General features: G+C 71.5%; 8 protein-coding genes. 5 read left to right on the forward strand and 3 right to left on the reverse strand.

All coding sequences use genetic code 11. From position 1 onward, the window contains the following. The first annotated feature begins 40 nt into the window (after positions 1-40). From mxcG to NR792_RS08780, 4 genes are all read left to right on the forward strand, one after another. The gene (mxcG, locus tag NR792_RS08765) at positions 41-4,357 is read left to right on the forward strand and encodes a myxochelin non-ribosomal peptide synthetase MxcG (protein WP_375759612.1); all 4,317 of its coding nucleotides are present in this window, start codon (positions 41-43) and stop codon (positions 4,355-4,357) included. After that, positions 4,354-5,634, forward strand: coding sequence for a 3-deoxy-7-phosphoheptulonate synthase class II (locus tag NR792_RS08770; RefSeq protein ID WP_375759613.1), 1,281 nt, complete (start codon positions 4,354-4,356; stop codon positions 5,632-5,634). Before mxcG ends, NR792_RS08770 begins: the two co-directional genes overlap by 4 nt. Before the next feature lie 118 nt (positions 5,635-5,752). Further along, complete coding sequence (mxcH, locus tag NR792_RS08775) at positions 5,753-8,335, forward strand: TonB-dependent siderophore myxochelin receptor MxcH (RefSeq protein ID WP_375759614.1); 2,583 nt, start codon at positions 5,753-5,755, stop codon at positions 8,333-8,335. A gap of 59 nt (positions 8,336-8,394) precedes the next feature. Beyond that, positions 8,395-9,648 (forward strand): hypothetical protein, encoded by a 1,254-nt coding sequence (locus NR792_RS08780; protein WP_375759615.1) that lies wholly within the window; start codon positions 8,395-8,397, stop codon positions 9,646-9,648. Positions 9,649-9,720: 72 nt separating this feature from the next. Here the strand turns inward: NR792_RS08780 and NR792_RS08785 are convergent, their stop codons facing one another. Next, on the reverse strand, positions 9,721-11,754 hold the full coding sequence (locus NR792_RS08785) for a membrane dipeptidase (RefSeq protein WP_375759616.1): 2,034 nt from the start codon (positions 11,752-11,754) through the stop codon (positions 9,721-9,723). A gap of 153 nt (positions 11,755-11,907) precedes the next feature. Here NR792_RS08785 and NR792_RS08790 point away from each other — a divergent pair, with 153 nt between their 5' ends. Next, entirely contained in the window at positions 11,908-13,110 is a 1,203-nt protein-coding gene (locus NR792_RS08790; protein WP_375759617.1) for a hypothetical protein, read from the forward strand. Here the strand turns inward: NR792_RS08790 and NR792_RS08795 are convergent. Next, a complete protein-coding gene (locus tag NR792_RS08795) occupies positions 13,064-15,850 on the reverse strand; it encodes a hypothetical protein (RefSeq protein ID WP_375759618.1) in 2,787 nt (928 codons plus the stop codon). The two genes, NR792_RS08790 and NR792_RS08795, sit on opposite strands and share 47 nt — an antisense overlap. Continuing rightward, positions 15,847-18,504, reverse strand: coding sequence for a hypothetical protein (locus NR792_RS08800; protein WP_375759619.1), 2,658 nt, complete (start codon positions 18,502-18,504; stop codon positions 15,847-15,849). The genes NR792_RS08795 and NR792_RS08800 overlap by 4 nt, the downstream gene beginning before the upstream one ends. Positions 18,505-18,579: the final 75 nt, after the last annotated feature.

An 18,579-nucleotide genomic window follows, 5' to 3' on the forward strand; every position in this document is an offset into this window, starting at 1 on the left:
TTTGGGGCGGCCCCCTCTTCCCCCTCGGAGTTCCCCCGTCATGCTTCCCCCATCCCAGGAAAACCGCCCGCTGACCGCGGCCCAGCACGGCATCTGGGTGGGGCAACAGCTCGACCCGCGCAGCCCCGTCTACAACGCCGGGGAGTGCATCGAGTTCCGGGGCGCGGTGGATCCGGTGCGCTTCGAGTCCGCCCTTCGCAAGGCGGTGGCGGACGCGGACGCGCTGCACTCGCGCTTCGTCGCGGGCGCGGAAGGCCCGGCCCAGAGCATCGACGCGGGGACGGACTGGACGCTCCAGCGCGTGGACCTGAGCGGTGAGGCGGACCCCTGGGCCGCCGCGCAGGAGTGGATGTGGAAGGACCTGGGCCGCACGGTGGACCTGGCGACGGGGCCGCTGTTCGCGCAGGCGCTGCTCACCGTGGGGCCGGAGCGGTCCTTCTGGTTCCAGCGCATCCACCACATCGCCATGGACGGCTATGGCTTCTCGCTGCTCGCGCGGCGCGTGGCGGAGCTGTACACGGCGGAGGTGACGGGCAAGGCCGCGCCGGCGGGGTTCAGCCGGCTGGGGCCCGTGCTGGACGAGGACGTCGCGTACCGCAGCGGTCCCCAGCTCCAGAACGACCGCGACTTCTGGGTGGGACGCTTCGAGGACGCGCCGGAGCCCCCGCTGCTCGCGGAGGCGGCGCCCATGTCGTCGCGCTTCCTGCGGCGCTCGGAGCACCTGCGGCCGGAGTTGATGGCGGCGCTGCAGGCGGGCGCGAAGCAGGCGGGCGTGAGCTGGTCCGACCTGGTGCTGGCGGTGACGGCCAGCTACCTCCACCAGCGCACGGGCGCGGCGGAGGCCGTGCTGGGCCTGCCGGTGATGGGCCGGCTGGGTTCGGCGTCGCTGCGCGTGCCGTGCATGGCCATGAACATCGTGCCGCTGCGCATCGCCGTGCGGCCGGACGCGAGGCTGTACGCGCTGGCCCGCGACGTGGCGGCGGAGATGAAGGCCGCGCGTCCGCACCTGCGCTACCGCTATGAGCAGCTGCGCCGCGACCTGCGCCTCGTGGGTGGGCAGCGCAAGCTGTTCGGCCCCGTCGTCAACATCATGCCATTCGACTACGCCCTGGACTTCGCGGGCGTGCCGGGCACGGCGCACAACATCTCCGCGGGTCCGGTGGAGGACCTGTCGTTCGGCTTCCATGCGCGGTCAGGTGGGACGGGCCTGCGCGTGGACCTGGACGCGAACCCGGCCTGCTACACGGAGGCCACGCTCGCGGAGCACCAGCGTGGGTTCCTCCAGCTGCTGGAGTCGTTGCTCGCCCAGCCCGAGCAGCCGGTGCGGCGGTCCGCGTCGGGCGCGGTGGGCTCCGTGCTGGACGGCGGGCCCGTTCCTCCGGTGCGTCCCGTGCTGGAGCTGCTGAAGGCCCAGGCCCAGGTCCGGCCGGACGCGATCGCGCTGGAGCACGGCCGTTGGCGGATGACCTACCGCGAGCTGCTGACGGCGTCCCAGGCCCTGGCGTCGCGCCTGACCGAAGCGGGCGTGCGGCCCGACACGGCGGTGGCGGTGAAGGTCCCCCGGGGCATCGACGCCATCGTGTCCAGCCTGGGCATCCTGTTCGCGGGCGCGGGTTACCTGCCCATCGACCCGGCCGGCCCGGCCACGCGCAACGCGGCCATCCTGCAGGACGCGCGCCCCGCCGTGATGGTGATGTCCGAGCGCCCCTCGCCCGACACGGATCCGACCGCGCCGGGAGTCCTCGTCGTGCAGCGGCTGGAGTCGCGTGACAGCGCGGAGCCCGCGTCAAGCGCCGAGGCCCGGCTCGCGTACGTCATCTACACGTCCGGCTCCACGGGGCAGCCCAACGGCGTGCAGATCACGCACGGGGCCCTGGCCCACTTCGTCGCGGGCGCTACGCAGCGGTACGCCGTCGGCCCCGAGGACCGGGTGCTCCAGTTCGCTCCGCTCCACTTCGATGCCAGCGTGGAGGAGATCTTCGTCACGCTGTGCGCGGGCGCGCGGCTGGTGCTGCGCACGGACGAGATGCTCCAGTCGGTGCCGCGCCTCATGGAGGCGTGCGCGGAGGCCGGCATCACCCTGCTCGACCTGCCCACCGCCTTCTGGCACGAGCTGGCCTACAGCCTGTCCACTGGCGCCGCCCGTCTGCCCGATGCCCTCCGCACCGTCATCATCGGCGGAGAAGCGGCGCTGCCGGAGCGCATCGCCCGCTGGCGGGACGTCGCCGGCGACCGCGTTCACCTGCTCAACACCTACGGCCCCACCGAGGCCACCGTCGTCGCCACCGTGGCCGCGCTCGCGGGGCCTGATGCCCTGCCGTCCGGTGACGAGGTCCCCATCGGCCGCCCGCTTCCCGGCGTCGTCGCCGCGGTCGTCACGCCGCAGGGCCGGCTGGCCGCTCCCGGCAAGGAGGGCGAGTTGTGCCTGATGGGCGGTGCGCTCGCTCGCGGCTACCTGGGCCGCCCGGAGCTGGATGCCGCTCGCTTCACCCGGCTGGAGGCGGTGGAGGGAACGCCCCGCGCCTACCGCACCGGCGACAAGGTGCGCGTGCGCGACGACGGGCAGCTTGTGTTCGTGGGCCGTGTGGACGACGAGTTCAAGATCAGCGGGCACCGCATCGACCCGGGCGAAGTCGAAACCGTGTTGCTGAAGTACCCCGGTGTCCGTGAGGCCGCCGTCGTCGGCCAGCTGCTTCCGGGCGGATCGCGCCGGCTGTGCGCGCACCTGGTGGCCTCGCCCGAGCCTTCGCCCGCGGAGCTGCGCAAGCACCTGCTCGCGGCGCTCCCCGCCCCCATGGTGCCCGGTGCCTTCGCCTTCGCGGAGCGGCTGCCGCGCACCAGCACCGGGAAGATCGACCGCAACGCGCTCAAGAACGCGATGCCCTCGGATGAGAGCGCCGCGCTGCTCGCCTCCGCGACGCCCATGGAGCGCACGGTGCTGGAGGTCTGGGAGCAGGTGCTGGGCCGCGCCGCCACGTCGCTCCAGGACGACTTCTTCGAGCTGGGCGGCCAGTCCCTCCAGAGCATCCAGGTGGCCAACCGGCTGGGCATCGCCGTGGGCCGCGAAGTCCCCGTGGCCACCGTCTTCAAGCACCCCACCGTCTCCGGCCTCGCGCAGGCGCTCCAGGGCGGAAGCACGGGCGGCGCGGAGCCCGGCGGTCTCACGCCCGCGATGCTCGCGGACGCGGAGCTGGGCGAGGACGTCGTCCCCTCCACCACCGCCGAGGCCTGGGCGCGCGAGCTGCCGCGCCGGGGCCAGGGCTTCCGCCAGGTCCTCCTCACGGGCGCCACCGGCTTCGTCGGCGCGCACCTGCTCCACCAACTCCTGGCCCGGACGGACGCGCGCATCATCTGCCCCGTGCGCGCGAAGGACGAGGCGCAGGGAATGGAGCGGCTGCGCTCGGCGCTGGCTGGACAGAAGCTGCCCACGGACGGCATCGAGTCGCGGGTGCTCGCGCTGCCGGCGGACCTCTCCCAGCCCCTGCTGGGCCTGGACGCCGCGCGCTTCCGCGGGCTCGCCGCCGAGTGCGACGCCGTCATCCACAATGCCGCCGTGGTCAGCGTGGTGCGCGAGTACGGCAGCCTCCAGGGCGTCAACGTGCGCGGCACGCGCGAGCTGCTGAAGCTGGCCGCCGCCGTCCGCCCCAAGCCCTTCCACTACGTGTCCACCCTCGCGGTGGCGCCCCAGGCGAACCTGTCCCCGGACGTGCCGGAGGCCTTCGTCCCCGCGCACCCCGGCCTGCGCGACGGCTACCAGCAGAGCAAGTGGATCGCGGAGCGGCTGGTGCAACAGGCGTCCGAGCGCGGCCTGCCCGCGACGGTGTACCGCCTGGGCCGCGTGGTGGGCGCGCCGGACACCGCGCTCGTCAACACGCAGGACCTGGTGTGGCGCATCGTGCTCGCGGGACTCCCGGTCCGCGCCCTGCCTCTCTTGGACGTGGGCGAGGTGTGGACGCCGGTGGACTTCGTCGCCAGCGCCATCGTCCAGCTCGCGCGCGCGTCGCATCCGGGCGCGGTGTTCAACGTGACGCCCGCGGCGGAGGTGCGCCTGTCGGAGCTGTTCGGCTGGGTGCGCGACTACGGCTACCCGCTGGACCTGTGTCCCGTGCCGGAATGGCGTGACCGCGTCGCGAAGGGCGCTGGCGGCCACGACGCCACGCTCGCGTTCTTTGACCTGCGCAGCGGGGACTCCACGCCGGCCTTCGGCCTGGGCCCCATCCGCTGCGAACGGCTGCTGGCCGCGCTGGAGGGCACCGACGTCCGCTGCCCTCCCACCGACCGGACGCTCCTCCACCGCTACCTCGACTCCTGCGTCGCGCAGGGAATCCTGCCCCCGAAAGTGACGGCGCTTCCGTGACGAACTCCACCTGGTCCCCCTCCTCCTGGCGCGCGAAGCCGGTCCGCTACATCCCCGACGACTACCCCGACCCCGCCGCCCTCGCGCGCGTGGAGGCGGAGCTGGCGCGGCTGCCGCCCCTGGTGCACGCCGAGGAGACCCGCCGCCTGCGTGAAGCCCTGGGCCAGGTCGCCGAGGGCAAGGCCTTCTTGCTCCAGGGCGGCGACTGCGCGGAGAGCTTCAAGGAGTTCTCCGCGCAGAACGTGCGCGGCACCTTCCAGCTCCTGCTCCAGATGGCGGGCGTGCTCACGTTCGCGGGCGGCTGCCCGGTGGTGAAGGTGGGCCGCATCGCGGGCCAGTTCGCCAAGCCGCGCTCCAACGCCACGGAGACCGTGAACGGCGTCACCCTGCCCAGCTACCGCGGCGACATCATCAACGGCATGGACTTCGACGCCCGCGAGCGCACGCCGGACCCCCAGCGCCTCCTGCGCGCGTACCACCAGTCCGCGGAGACGCTGCAATTGGTGCGGGCCTTCGCGCGCGAGGGCTACACGGACCTGACCCGGCTGCTGGGCCACCGTCCGGAGGCCGAGGGCGCCGTGCGCCCCGTGGACTTCTTCACCAGCCACGAGGCCCTGCTCCTCAACGTCGAGCAGGCCATGACCCGCGCCGACGAGGCGACGGGAGGCTGGTACGACACGTCCGCGCACATGCTCTGGATTGGTGAGCGCACCCGCCAGCTGGACGGCGGTCACGTGGAGTTCATGCGCGGCATCCAGAACCCCATCGGGCTCAAGTGCGGTCCCACGCTGGAGCCGGACGACCTGGTGCGCCTCATCGACACGCTCAACCCCCAGGGCATCCCGGGGAAGCTCACGCTCATCGGGCGCTTCGGTTCGGAGCAGGTCGCCGCGCGCCTGCCCCGGCTGATGGCCGCCACCCGGCGCCATGGCAGCCCCGTGGTGTGGTCCATCGACCCGATGCACGGCAACACGCACAAGGCCAGCAACGGCTACAAGACGCGCTCGCTGGAGCGGATCCTCGCGGAGGTCATGGGCTTCCTCCAGGTCGCCGCCGCCGAGGGCGTCCACCCAGGAGGACTCCACCTGGAGATGACCGGCCAGGACGTCACCGAGTGCCTGGGCGGACCGCTGGACGTGTCCGAGGACGACCTCTCCGACCGCTACCACACGCACTGCGATCCCCGCCTCAACGCGGACCAGGCGCTCCAGCTCGCGTTCCGCGTCGCGGACGGCCTGCACACCACCGTGCGCACTCCCCAGGACCGCGCGGCCTGACTTGCCATGCAGCCTTGACAGCCCGGATATCGAGCGGCTAAACGTCGCGCCGTTGAAAATGATAACCATTTTCATAATCGCGATCGAGGCGAAGCGGCGGTGGCGGTCCCGGGTGGGCGTGGCGCTGCTGTCCTCCGTCTGTTTCGGTGGCATCGCGCACGCGGGCACGGCTCAGACGGAGGGCACGGGAGCGACGCCTCCGGCGACGGAGGCACCTGCCGCCACGCCGCCCGCGGCTTCGCCCACGGAGACGCCGGCGCAGGCGCCCGCTGCCACCGCGCCGGCCGAGCCCGTCATCGAGTTGCCGAAGCTGATCCACACCGTGGAAGCGGCCTACCCCGAGGAGGCGGAGCGCGCGCGGCTGGAGGCGAACGTCCGCCTGCGCCTGCGCGTGGACACGCAGGGTGTGGTGACCCAGGCGGAGGTGATGGAGCCCGTGGGCCACGGCTTCGACGAGGCCGCGCGCACCGCCGCGCTCCAGTTCCGCTTCACGCCCGCGAAGCGCAACGGCGTCGTGGCCCCCGCGCGCGTCACGTACACCTACGTCTTCCAGCTGCCCGGCCGCGCGAAGGCCGTCACCACGACGCCCCCCCCCGCCCTGTCCAGCGCGCCCCGGGCCGCGGCGTCCCAGGACGAGGCCCCGACGGAGTACCAGGAGGACGTCGAGGTCACCGCCGTGGGCGAGACGCGCGCCGAGCGCCGCCGCAAGTCCGCGGAGGCCGTGCAGGTCATCGAGCTGGAGCAGGCCGGCATGGAGTCCGCCGACCTGGGCACCGCGCTGTCGCGCACCGAGGGCGTGGACGTGCGCCGCACGGGCGGCCTGGGCAGCACCGCGCGCATCTCCATCGCGGGCCTGTCGGATGACCAGGTGCGCTTCTTCATCGACGGCGTCCCACTGGAGTTCGCGGGCTACGGCCCGGGCCTGGCGAACGTGCCGGTGAACCTGGTGCAGCAGATGGAGGTCTACACCGGCGTGGTGCCCATCCGCTTCGGCGCGGACGTGCTGGGCGGCGCGGTGGAGCTCGTCACCGACCAGGACGTGCGCGGTACGGCCGTGTCGGGCTCCTACGAGCTGGCCTCCTTCGACACGCACCGCTTCACCGCGAGCGCCCGCCACCTCCAGGAGTCCACGGGCCTGCTGGTGCGCGTGCACGGCTTCTACGACGACGCGCGCAACAACTATCCCGTCAACGTGGAGGTGCCCAACGACCTGGGCAAGCTCGCACCCGTGGAGGTGCGCCGCTTCCACGACGGCTACCGCGCGGGCGGCGCGAGCGTCGAGGCCGGCTTCGTGGACCAGCCCTGGGCCCGGCGCCTGCTGCTGCGCGGCTTCATCAACGCGGCCGGCCGGGACATCCAGAACGACGTCAACATGGAGTCCCCCTACGGCGAGGTGACCACCGCCGAGGGCTCCGCGGGCGCCACGCTGCGCTTCGCGCGGAGCTACGAGCCGGGCCTCACCGTGGACGCGGTGGGCGGGTACACCTTCCGCCGCAACCGGTTCCTGGACATCGGCACGTGCGCCTACGACTGGTACGGCCGCTGCTTCACCACCCTGCCCCAGCCGGGGGAGATCACCGAAGGCGGCGCGGAGCGCTACGTCAACCAGCACGTCGCCTTCGCGCGCCTCCAGGCGTCCTGGACGCCCGTGCCCGACGGGGCCCACACGCTGCGGCTCGCGCTCGCCCCCACCTACGTGGCTCGCACGGGCGAGGACCGCCGGCTCCAGGCGAACAACCAGCCGGATCCGCTCAACGGGGACCGGGGCGTGACGTCGCTGGTGACGGGCCTGGAGTACCAGCTCGAGGCCTTCGACGGGCGGCTGCAGAACATCGCCTTCGGGAAGGACTACCTCCAGGACGTGCGGGCGGAGAAGCTGCTGGCCAGCGCGGAGTTCCTGGACGTGGGCCGCACCGCGCACGAGCTGGGCGTGGGCGACAGCCTGCGCTTCCGCATCACCCCCGAGCTCAGCGCCAAGGCGTCCTACGAGTGGGCGACGCGGCTGCCCCGCCCGGACGAGCTCTTCGGCGACGGCCTGCTCGTCGACGACAACCTGGAGCTCCAGCCGGAGACCAGCCACAACTTCAACCTGGGCCTGGGCTACGCGTCCGAGCCTGGCCGCGCCGGCAGCTTCCGCGCCAGCGTGGGCGGCTTCGCCCGCATGGCGGATCAGCTCATCGTGCTCATCGGCAACGGTAGCTCCTTCACCTACCAGAACGTCTTCGCGTCCCGCTCACTGGGCGCGCTGGGCGCGCTGGGCTGGACGTCGCCGGGCCGCTACCTGAGCCTGGACGCCAACGCCACGTATCAGGACCTGCGCAACACCTCCTCCGAAGGCAACTACGCCGAGTTCGAGGGACAGCGCATCCCCAACCGCCCCTACCTGACGGCCAACGGCAGCGCCCAGGCGCGGGTGACCGACCTGCTGCGCTTCCAGGACGAGCTGCTCGTCACCTGGCGCACGCGCTACGTGGACGACTTCCTCCTCTCCTGGGAGGAGCTGGGCAGCGACGAGTCGAAGCTGCGCGTCGACTCCCAGCTCACGCACTCGCTGGCGCTCACGTACGTCATCCGCGACATGACGACGCGGCTGAGCTGGACGCTGGACTTCCAGAACCTCACCAACGCCCGGACCTTCGACTTCTACGGGGTCCAGCGCCCCGGGCGGATCATCGCCGCCAAGTTCACGCTGGAGCGCTGAGCACCGCGCCCTTGCCGCCTTTCGCAGCACCTCCAACACCCCACTGAAAGGGAAGTCCCTTGAAGCCTTCACCCTTCTTCCGCACCTCCGCGCGCCTGTTGGTGACGCTCGCCCTCGCCTTCACCGCGGCGGCCTGCAGCGACGACGGCGACGGCAACACCCCGGATGCCGGCACGTCCGTCGACGCTGGCACGACGACGCCGATGTACGCGTTCGTCGCGCAGGTGAACGTGGACAGCGTCTCCACGAGCTACATCGTCCTGACGGAGACGCTGGATCCGGCCACGCCGCTGTCCCTGACCAACGCCACGCAGATCAACGGCCGCGCGCTGGGCTCCGGCGTGTCGAAGTCCGGCGCCATCTTCGTCTCCAGCAACGCCAACGGCACCGTCACCCGCTACAACCTGACGGCCAACAACACGCTGGAGAAGGCCGGCGAGGTCAGCTTCGCGGGCAAGGGCATCACCTCCATCGGCGAGTACCAGAACCAGTTCCAGTACGTCTCCGAGACCAAGGCCTACTACTTCGACGGCCGCAACTCGCAGGTCATCGTCTGGAACCCGAAGGACATGACGCTGACGAACAGCATCTCGCTGCCGGAGATGACCATTGCCGGGAGCACGACGACCTTCGCCTCCAACCCGCTGCGCGTGGGCACCAAGGTGCTGATGCCGCTGGGCTGGCGCGCGGGCGCCGCCGTCACCAAGCAGGCGGGCATCATCGTGGTGGACACCACGAACGACAGCGCGGTGGTGGTGAAGGACGACCGCTGCGGCTACGTGCGTGACGGCATCGTGGGCAGCGACAACCAGGTGTACCTGGCGACGGAGGCGTACGGCGCCGCGGAGAAGCGCGTGTCCGGCAGCAACCCCACCGTGCCCACCCCCTGCCTCCTGAAGTTCGACCCGGCGACGAACAAGTACGACGAGGCCTTCTTCAAGGAGCTGGGCACGCTGACGAACGGCGGCGCCACGGGTTCGCTGCTCGCCGGCCCCAACGGCACGGGCTACCTGCGCGTGCTGGATGAGACCCTGTACCCGGTCCAGGCGGACACGGTCGCGCGCACCCTGGCGAGCGCCGTGGCCTGGAAGTGGTGGAAGTTCGACCCGGCCGCCGGCACCAACGCGACGCTGGTGGACACGCTGCCGGCCAGCACGGGCAGCTCCTTCCTGTACGAGATGAACGGCCGCACGGTGTTCAGCGAGTTCACCAACAACAGCGGCACCACGAACTACCGCGAACTGACGGACCTGAGCGGCAACCTGGTGGCGACGCACCAGGGCCTGTCGTTCTCGTTCCTGCAGCTGCGCTAGCCCCCCAAGCCGCATGAAGCCACCGGCCCCCGGGATCCCCAGGATCCCGGGGGCCGTTTCATCGCGGGTGGATCAGGTGCACATCAGCCACGAGCACTTGCCGGACTGACACTCGCGGCCGGAAGAGCACAGCGAACCCTTGGGGCGCTTGTTCACGCACTTGCCGTCGTTGGTGCCCCAGCCGCAGAACTGGTTCGAGGCGCAGTGCGAGTCCGAGGAGCAGGTGCAGACGCCCGGGATGTCACCGCAGCTGTCCATGGCGCTGCACAGGCTGGACTTGCACTCCTGATCGAACCGGCACGTCTCCGACACCAGCTTGGTGCTGGGGGCGTAGGCCTTGCCGCAGATCTTCGGGTACGCCGCTTCGCGGTTGGCCTTGGGGACGTAGGCCGCGACGCCGCCCGTGTCGATGTCATTGGCCGCGTCCGCCATGCCGGTGCGGGTGCTGTTGGCGCGCTCCCACATCCGGATGAAGTTCTCCGAGGAGCCCTCCAGGCCCGTGGTGTTGACGCCCAGCTGCTTCAGGTCCTTCACCACGTCCGGCAAGAGGCCCACGTGGGCCAGGCCGTACACGTCGAAGTCGGTGCCCAGCGGCGGCGGGCCGGAGTTGCGCTGCTGCTCCTCCTGCGCGTCGGCCTCCGCGCGGAAGCCCGCCGAGCACGCGCCGAAGTCACCGAAGCGCGGGCGCGTCTGCTGGATGAAGCCGTTCAGGTCCGCGCCGAAGCCCATGTTGACCTTGAGGCCCTGGCGGCCGAACTCGTACGCCTGCGCGAGCGAGCGCGTGGAGCCCTGGCAGGTGTTGGCCACCGTCGTGCGGGTGTAGGCGCGCGTCTCGTCGTGCGCGGTGCGCAGGCCGAACATGCCGCCCGTCTGACGCACGTAGCGCACCACCCACGCCGGCGTCGTCTTCTCGTTGGCGGCGAGGTCCGGGTTCATCACCTCGCGGAAGTGGCCGTGGGAGATGTACAGCGGGTAGTACGTCCGCCCCTGGGACAGGGCATAGGCGTCCTGGACGCTCTTCTCGGACATGTGCGCCAGGTCGATGAGCATTCCCTTGTTCATCATCTCCTGGACCAGCGCCTTGCCGTCCGCGGTGAGGCCCTTGGTGTTCTTGCAGTTGGCGTCCACGTCGAAGCCGAGCGTGAAGCCGTTGCCGGTGAGGCCGCAGTCCGTGTCGATGTGACAGTTCTCCAGGAACTGGGCCACCTGGAAGATGGCGTTGTGCGGGGCCGCGCCGCCAAAGCGGTTGTCCAGCTGGTGCACGGGCTGCAGCGAGCGCACGCCCAGCGAGTGGACGCGGTTCAGCTCCGCGCGCCAGTCCTTGGTGCCGAACAGCTTGCTGGACTCGATGGAGAGCACCATGGCCAGCTTGCCCTGGGAGATGATCTGCCGGGCGTGCGCGGGCGACAGGGCAATCTCCGCCCAGTCCGTGCGCGCGTCGAAGTCGCGGGCCATCTGGAGCTGGACGTCCACGTCCATCATCTCGTCACAGGGCCGCTTGAGGTTCTGGTACGGCAGCGCCTTGCAGAGGAACTCGTTGCTGACCAGCGACACCATGACCAGGGACATGCCGCCCTGGCGGGCCTTGTTGAGCCAGCCCTCCCACGCCTGCTGATGCGCGATGGTGTCCCAGCGCGGCCACTGGGTGGGCGTCTCCATGCGGCCCAGGTGCAGGCCGGTGTCGCCCTCGGTGCCCTCCACCTGGCCAATCACCTCCGACGCCACCGCGCCGCCCACGCCGAAGACGTCCGACAGGATGGGGATGCCGCCCAGGTTCACGCTGCCGGAGTTGGGACAGATGTTGAGCATGTCGCGCAGGTCCATGCGGACGCGCGCATGGTCGCTCTCCGGCATGCCGCCGTCACAGCTCGCGAGCGTGCCGGTGTGGCCACCGTGGAACCACCCGCCGCCAAACGCCTCCTCCGCGAACATGTGGTGATGCATCTCCGCGAAGCCGCTCACCGCGAGCGGCTGGGCCGCCTGGGCGGGCGCCTCCGCGGGCGCGGGAGGTTCGTCCGCGACGGGCCCGCAGGCCAGCGTGAGCGACGTGGCCGCGAGCAGCGGTGAGAACAAGAATCTTGAGACAATTCGGGAGCGACGCGACATGCGATGCACCTTTCCGGATGGAGGTGCACCGGGCGTAGCAGCACCCGTTCCGGCTAATCAAATCTCACGGCCTAAGCGCGGTGACGCATGACATTGACGCACTGCGCGGCACGGTGGGTTGTCACCTGCTCGCGCCGTGGCCATGTGTCCTCCATGGCGGCCACCGACACGCTTCCCAACCATCCGCTGCCGGAGATGCTGAAGCGCGTGGGCTTCCAGCGGAAGCGGCGGGGATTTGGCTCGGCCACCCAGTTGCTCTGGAACAGGGTGGGGAGCAACGCCTCGCTCCTCGAGCTCTGCAAGCGCGACAAGGACCGCAGTCCCGAGAACGAGGCCATCCTGAAGCAGTGCGAGGAGAAGCTGGAGGCCGCCCTGTGGTGCCTGGACAAGCCCCTGGGCCGCTGGTCCTTCTCCTTCTGGGAGCTCATCCACGACATGGACGGGCTGCTGCTCCTCGTGATGCCGGAGGACATGCTGTTGCCCCGGGCGCTGGAGATCCAACAGCAGTTCGAGCGACGGGTGAAGGACTCCGGGCGGAGCCAGCTCTGGCTCGGTGAGGACAAGACGAGCGGCCCCCTGCCCCGGTGCGTGCGGAAGCTGATTCAAGCGGGGGAACCCGGGAGCGGAGCCGACGCCTCCCGGTCCCCCGACAAGGAGCAGCTGCGCTATTGCCGCAACGTGCTTCGCGGCGCGCTCGACACCGTCAACCAGCAGGTGGACAAGACCTTCTGGCAGCTCTCCATCAACGTCTCACTGCAGGTCTTCAGCACGCTCCTGCTGCTCGCGGTCTTCCTCGTCTCCTTCTTGTTCCTCTCCTCGGCGCTGATCGAGAGCTGGCCCCGGGACCTGGTGCCCAGGGGGCTGCTCCTGGTGGGCCTGGCGGGGGCCTCCGGAGCCATCGTCTCCAACATGCTGTCGAAGGAGCGCTTCGTCGTCGCCACGGGTGCGACGAGCCGCTTCTTCGCCTACCACCTGCTGGTGAAGCCCGTCATCGGCGCGTTCGCGGCGCTGATGCTCCTCTTCCTGGAGCAGTCCCGCCTGCTGCTGTCGGTGGACACGCGGGGCGGAAGCACCGGAGTGGACGCCAGCCCCACCATCTTCCACATCGTCGTGAGCGACAGACGGGCCGTGTTCTTCACGCTGATGGCGCTGGCGGTCGTCGCGGGCTGGTCCGCGGACAAGCTCCTGAGCTCCGTCATGGACAAGGTGCTGGGCCGGCTCATCGGCCAGTCGGAGAAGGTGCTGCCTCCGTCCAGACCCGTGAGCACGGCGACGTCGCGCGCCCAAGGGGACGGCGCCGCCGCGCCGCTCACGCAGGGGCAGGAGCCTCGTGCCGGCGCGCCGCCCTCCGCGTGAAGCGGGCCAGCGCGCCCAGCAGCTCGTCCGCCATGTGCTGGGCGCTCGGCCGCCACGAGGCGGTGAAGCGCGCGTCCATGCTCGTCTGGCGGATGGTGGACAGCCACTCGTGCACCACCCGCTCGGAATAGCCCGCGCTGCGCGCCGCCTCGTGCAGCAGGGAGTACTCGCGCAGGAGGAAGGTGGAGAAGGTGACGGGGTCATCCGCGCCCACGGCGATGGGCACCGGCGGCGGCGCGCCGTCCTCCGCGCGCGGGGGATTGAGCCGCAGGATGGGATGGTTGCGCAGGTCCAGCAGGTTGCCGATGAGCAGGTTGCTGGACGGGTTCACCTCCACCACCGTGCCTCGCGCGCCCACGTGCCGGCGCATCGCGTCCTGCACCGAGCGCAGCGCCGCCACCTCCGACGCATCCAGCGGGATGTCCACCAGCTGCTGCCCGCGCCGGAACACGCGCTCGTCCTCCCGGTAGGCCACGAGGAGGCTCCGGACGTGCTCGGCGTTGAGCACCCGGCTCCAGTTCAGCCGGTGGAAGGTGCGGCTGAACGCATCCAGCCCCACCCCGCCCTCCTCGCGCGCCAGCGGCGGGCACCAGAGGTTGTGCAGCACGTGGTGCGCTTCGGCCAGCACGTGCGGCGCGACGCAATCTCCAAAGACGGACTCGGACAGCTCGCGCAGCTGGTTCTCCACCCGCTGCGGCCGTCCGGGTGGTGCCTCCGCGGCCAGCGCCGCCGGCAGCCGGTAGTCGCTGTACAGCCGCCACTCGAAGACCAGGTCCCACAGCCGTTCCTCGGCCGGCATCATCACCGCGCCCACGGACTCGGCCCACATCCCGGGCTCCACGCCGAGCGCGGTGGCGTGGCCCAGCCGTCCTCCCGTGCGGTCCAGCAGGTAGTGCGTGCTTTCGTAGATGCGGCGCAGGCCCTCCATGAGGTGCCGGTAGTCCTCGCCCACGTGCGAGGTCAGCCGGAGCGGCGGAGCACCCCGGGCCTCCTTGCGGGTCGCGGCGCGCGCGGCGCCCCACCGCACGTAGCGGTACAGCGGCGCCAGCACCCACGTGGGCACGCTGAGCTCGTCCGACGCCACGTCCAGCCCGCGCACCAGCCAGAGCGACAGCGGCACCGCGCGGAACAGGTCCACCAGCGCCTCCACCTGCACCGACTGCGCGGCGAAGTAGTCCGAGAACCGTCCGCCCAGCCGCACCCGTCCCTCGGGCACCGGCTCCGCGTACGTCCCCATGCCGTGCGCGGGCGGCTGGCCCTCCGCCCAGTGCCGGCCCGGGTCCCTGGCCTTGATGAGGTGCATCACCACGCCGAACTCCGGCGAGCGCCCACCGACGGCGCGCTCCCCCGTGCGGCCCAGCACGCTCCGCCACGACCGCATGAGCGACACCAGCTCCTCCGCGATGTGGATGGGATCGTTCGCGAGGCTCGTGCGGACCTCCAGCGCGGCGATGAATTGGTCCCCGCCCGCCACCGCGTAGGACACCTCCGCGCGCACGGCGCGCAGGGGACGCTTCATCGCGCCTGGGCGCCCATAGAAGCGGATGAACCACTGGAGGCCCGCGGTGAGGGGCCGCTGCACGTAGGCGCGGTAGCTGATGCACCGCACGCGCTGGACCTGCCAGAAGAGGCGGTCGAAGTGCACGTCGTGGAGGCCCGCCCGCTCCTGGCTCCCCAGGTGCTTCAGGCCCGCGCGCACCAGCCAGCGCTCCCCGCCGTTGGGGGTGGTCAACCGCAGCCGCAGCGCGACGGGGTCGCACCGCCGCCACACCTCGTCGAGCGTGCCGGGAGGGTCGGACACGTTGCGTACCGCCAGCGGATGCAGGTCCTCGTAGAGGCCGCGCAGCTCATCCAGCGCGGGGAGGATTTCGCGGCGGCCACGGGAGAGCGCCTCCAGCGTCCGTGAGAGCACGCGCCGCCGCTGCGGCAACCAGGCCGACGACTCCGAGAGCTCCCGCACGAACTCCAGGAGCGGAGGCGTCTCGCGGCGCAGGAGGACCTCCGCGAGGACACAGCGGGTCACCGCGGTCGCCAGCAGCCAGCGCAGCATCGCCTCGCCTTCGTCGAAGGGCAGCCCGGGCCCCGTCAGCGTGCGCGGATCCAGGCCCGGGTCTCCCACGGCGGACAGCAGCGAGGCCCACAGGAGCGGGAAGTCCATGCCCGCGCCGACGTGGTGGTGGACCTCCGCCACGCCGCGGTCCAGCAGGTGCCGGACCAGCAGGGGCGGCTCGATGTCCACCCGCGTGGGAGGCGGCTCCACCGGCACGGCCGCCAGCAGCAGGTCCTCCGGCATCGCGAAGGTGAGCCAGCGGTAGTGCGTCAGCGCTTCGACCGACTCCGCGCCGCTGCCCTGGTAGATGACGGTGACGCCGGGCCTGCGCTCCAGGTGGGTGTCCGCCAGGTGCCGCAGGTAGTGGAACATCGACACGCCCTGCTTGGGGGCCCGCCGGTGACTGATGTGCCCGCGCGATGGGAACCAGAAGGCGTCGCGCACGGCGATGATCCGATCCAGCGACCAGCCGCTGGCGTGCTCCGACAGGGTCTTCTCGCACTCGCGCCAGAGCGCCCGCGTGGGCCCGCCGGCCTCCGCGTCCAGCGACGGAACCAGCTCCGTCACCGCCGAGCGGAAGGCCCCGAGGCTCGTCAGCGGGAAGCTGGCCACCTCCGCGCGCACGTAGGCCTCCGGAACGCGGCGCGGGGCCAGGTTGCCCGGCGGTGGGCGTGGGCCGTCGTGGCTCATGTGTGCTCTTCGGTGGACGCGGCGTCAAGGCGCGGCGTCATGCCCAGCAACACCTCCGTCAGCGGATCATCGTCGCGGTCCACCACGGTGAACCAGGCCTCCACCACGGTGTCGAGCCAATCGTAGTACGTGTCCGACGCACGCCCGCCGCCCGAGCCGAGCGCCTGACGCAGCGACTCGGCCGCGCTGGAGCGGTTGACCGCTTCGCGCACCCGCTGCTGCCGGAAGGCCCTCAGCCGGGGCGCCTGGGTGCGACAGGCCTTCGCCAAGGTGTCCCAGCCTCCGCCCGCGCGGGCCCGTCCTGGCGGCTGGCGCAGCAGCCCTCGCGCATCGGGAGCGAGCGCGAACTCCGGCAGCACCTGAAGCAGCAGCGTGTCGCGCAGCCAGGTCTGCGCCGTCCACATCCGGTCATACCCGGCGCCGTGCTCGCGGATCCGCGTGACGAGCTCCGCCACCGTGTCGCGCACCTGCTGCTCATAGGACTCCAGCGCGGCATCCAGCCGCGGAGCCTGTAGCGCGCGGACGGCTCCCTGCTGCGCGTTTCCCCAGTCCCACCGGCCCATGGCCAGCCCCGCCACGGAGCAGATGTTCTCCACCCACGCTGCCTGGATGAAGCGCGCACGCAGCGCGGGGTCCGGCCCGTCGCTGACGGTGAGGAATCCCTTGGAGAACCGCACGAGGAACGCGCGCCACTGCGCGGTGAGGATGGCGAACTCGATGAAGGTGCTCCACGAGGGGAGCGTCCACCAGAAGTCGGCCTGGATGAAGGGTTCCCCGCGAGCCTGGTCCGCCCGGAGCTCGTGCACGGTCACGACCAGCTCCGGGCTCATCTCCAAGGGCGTCACGTCCGCGCTCAGCACGCGCGGCCGTTCGAACAGCATCAGCACGTCATGCAGGATCATGAACCAGCCGGCGACGTTCCCGGGCAGGGACACCTCGCGGCCGGAGCCCTCCAGGTCCGTCAGCATCAGCACCACCTCATGGAAGCGGCGCAGGTGCACCTCCGTGCCCAGCACCCAGGCGTGCGCGCCCTTCCCGTTCCCTCCCGAGTCGCGGGGCGGCCCCTGCAGGACGCCGTGAAGGCTGGTGCGCTTGGAGCGGCGGATGGGCTTGCCCGTCAGGTCCATGCAGACGCGGCCCTGATCGTCATGCCGGAGGATCCGGTGGTGCATCTGCTCGCTCGCCCAGGCCGGCAGATCGCTTTCGTCGATGGCGTTGCGCAGCATCTCCATGGCCACGCGGACCGCGGCCTCGCCCTCCTCGGGAGCGGTGGAGGACCCGGCACCCGGCGCGGGCGCGGCGGAGGTCAGGACCTCCCGCCGGACGGAGTGCCACAGGTCCTGCAGGGTGCGCGCGGGTAGCGTGAGGGCAAGCCTTCCGACGTGGTGGAGGAGCGGCCCGTCCGGGTGCGGCGCGGCTTCCCGGGCCTCCTCGCCGTCGGTGCGGAGGGCTTCGCGGTAGCAGCGAGCCACGTGGGGGGTGAGCCGGCCCTCCAGGTCGAAGAGGTCCGCGAAGGAGTCCAGCACCTGCGACTCCGTCCGCCTGCCGCGAGGCAGCTTCATGCGCCCCAGGAGTTTTCCCAGCGGCTCTCCCTGCCCGTCCACGGGGAAGTGCCAGGCCTCATCCGGCCCCACCGGATCCAGCGCGATGCGGTAGCTGGGAGGCAACGCGCGGCGCAGCGTGGTGGCGGCCTGGCGCCGGGCAATGGCGAGCGTCTCCTCCTGGCCGAGAGAGCCGATGCCGGCCTGTCCGGAGACGATGAGCTCCTTCTGGAAGGAGCGCTCCATGAAGCGCTGGAACTCCTGGTGGCCGGCGGCCAGGACGAACCAGAGGTGGGGGCTGGCCACCATGCGCGTGAGCTTCACGATGTTGTAGAGGTGCTCGATGCTGCGGTCCACGTTGTCGATGGGCAGCACGAGCAGCACCTGGTCGCCGCCGGACGCGCCGAAGCGCGGCATGGACAGCGTCCGGGCCACGTCGTCCATGGCGTCGGCGAAGCGCGGCTGGAAGTTGGCGTAGATCTCCGACGCGCGGATCTGCTGCTCCGCGCGCACGCGGGCATCGGTGGTGGACGGGATGTCCTCCCACATGAACGACGCGTCGCGGATGAGGTGATCCAGCTTCCCCCACGTCTCCTCCGCGCCCTCCTCCAGGATGGAAGAGGCCCACCGCGAGGACTCCCCGCGCGCGCCCTTCGCATGGCGGGGGTGGTCCAGCGCGGCCCGCACGCGGACCAGCAGGGTGGCCAGCAGGTTGGCCTGGGAAGGGACGGGCTCCAGGTCGAGCGGCTCCAGCCAGAGGATGCGCCGTTCAAGCCGCTCGAGCGTCTGGGACAGCGCGGCCACCTCCGGACCGCCCGGCCCGCTGACGAAGCGCTTCCAGTCCTGCAGGGCCTGCACGGCGCTGAGCAGGAGGGTGGTCTTCCCGGAGCCCCGGGCCCCGGAGACGAGCAGGCTGGTGGAGAGGTGTTCGGCGCTGGAGCCCGCCGCGTGCGCGCCGTCCTCGCAGGCCGCTTCCAGCCAGGAGAACAGCTCCCGGAGGCCCCGGCGGGTGGGCGTCAGCAGCTCCGCCCACGAGAAGGCCCGCGCCTCCGGAAGCGGAGTGGGCAGGTACGCCGGGACCGCCTCCGGGACATCGTTCGGTGTCGTGGCCATGGCCCCGGAGGATGGGCAGGCGACACCGCCGTGCGAATCACCCTGGAGTCAGGCGGGGTGTCACAAGGTGGAAGC

This window comes from Corallococcus exercitus (genome assembly GCF_042231735.1).
GTDB classification, from domain to species: domain Bacteria; phylum Myxococcota; class Myxococcia; order Myxococcales; family Myxococcaceae; genus Corallococcus; species Corallococcus exercitus_B.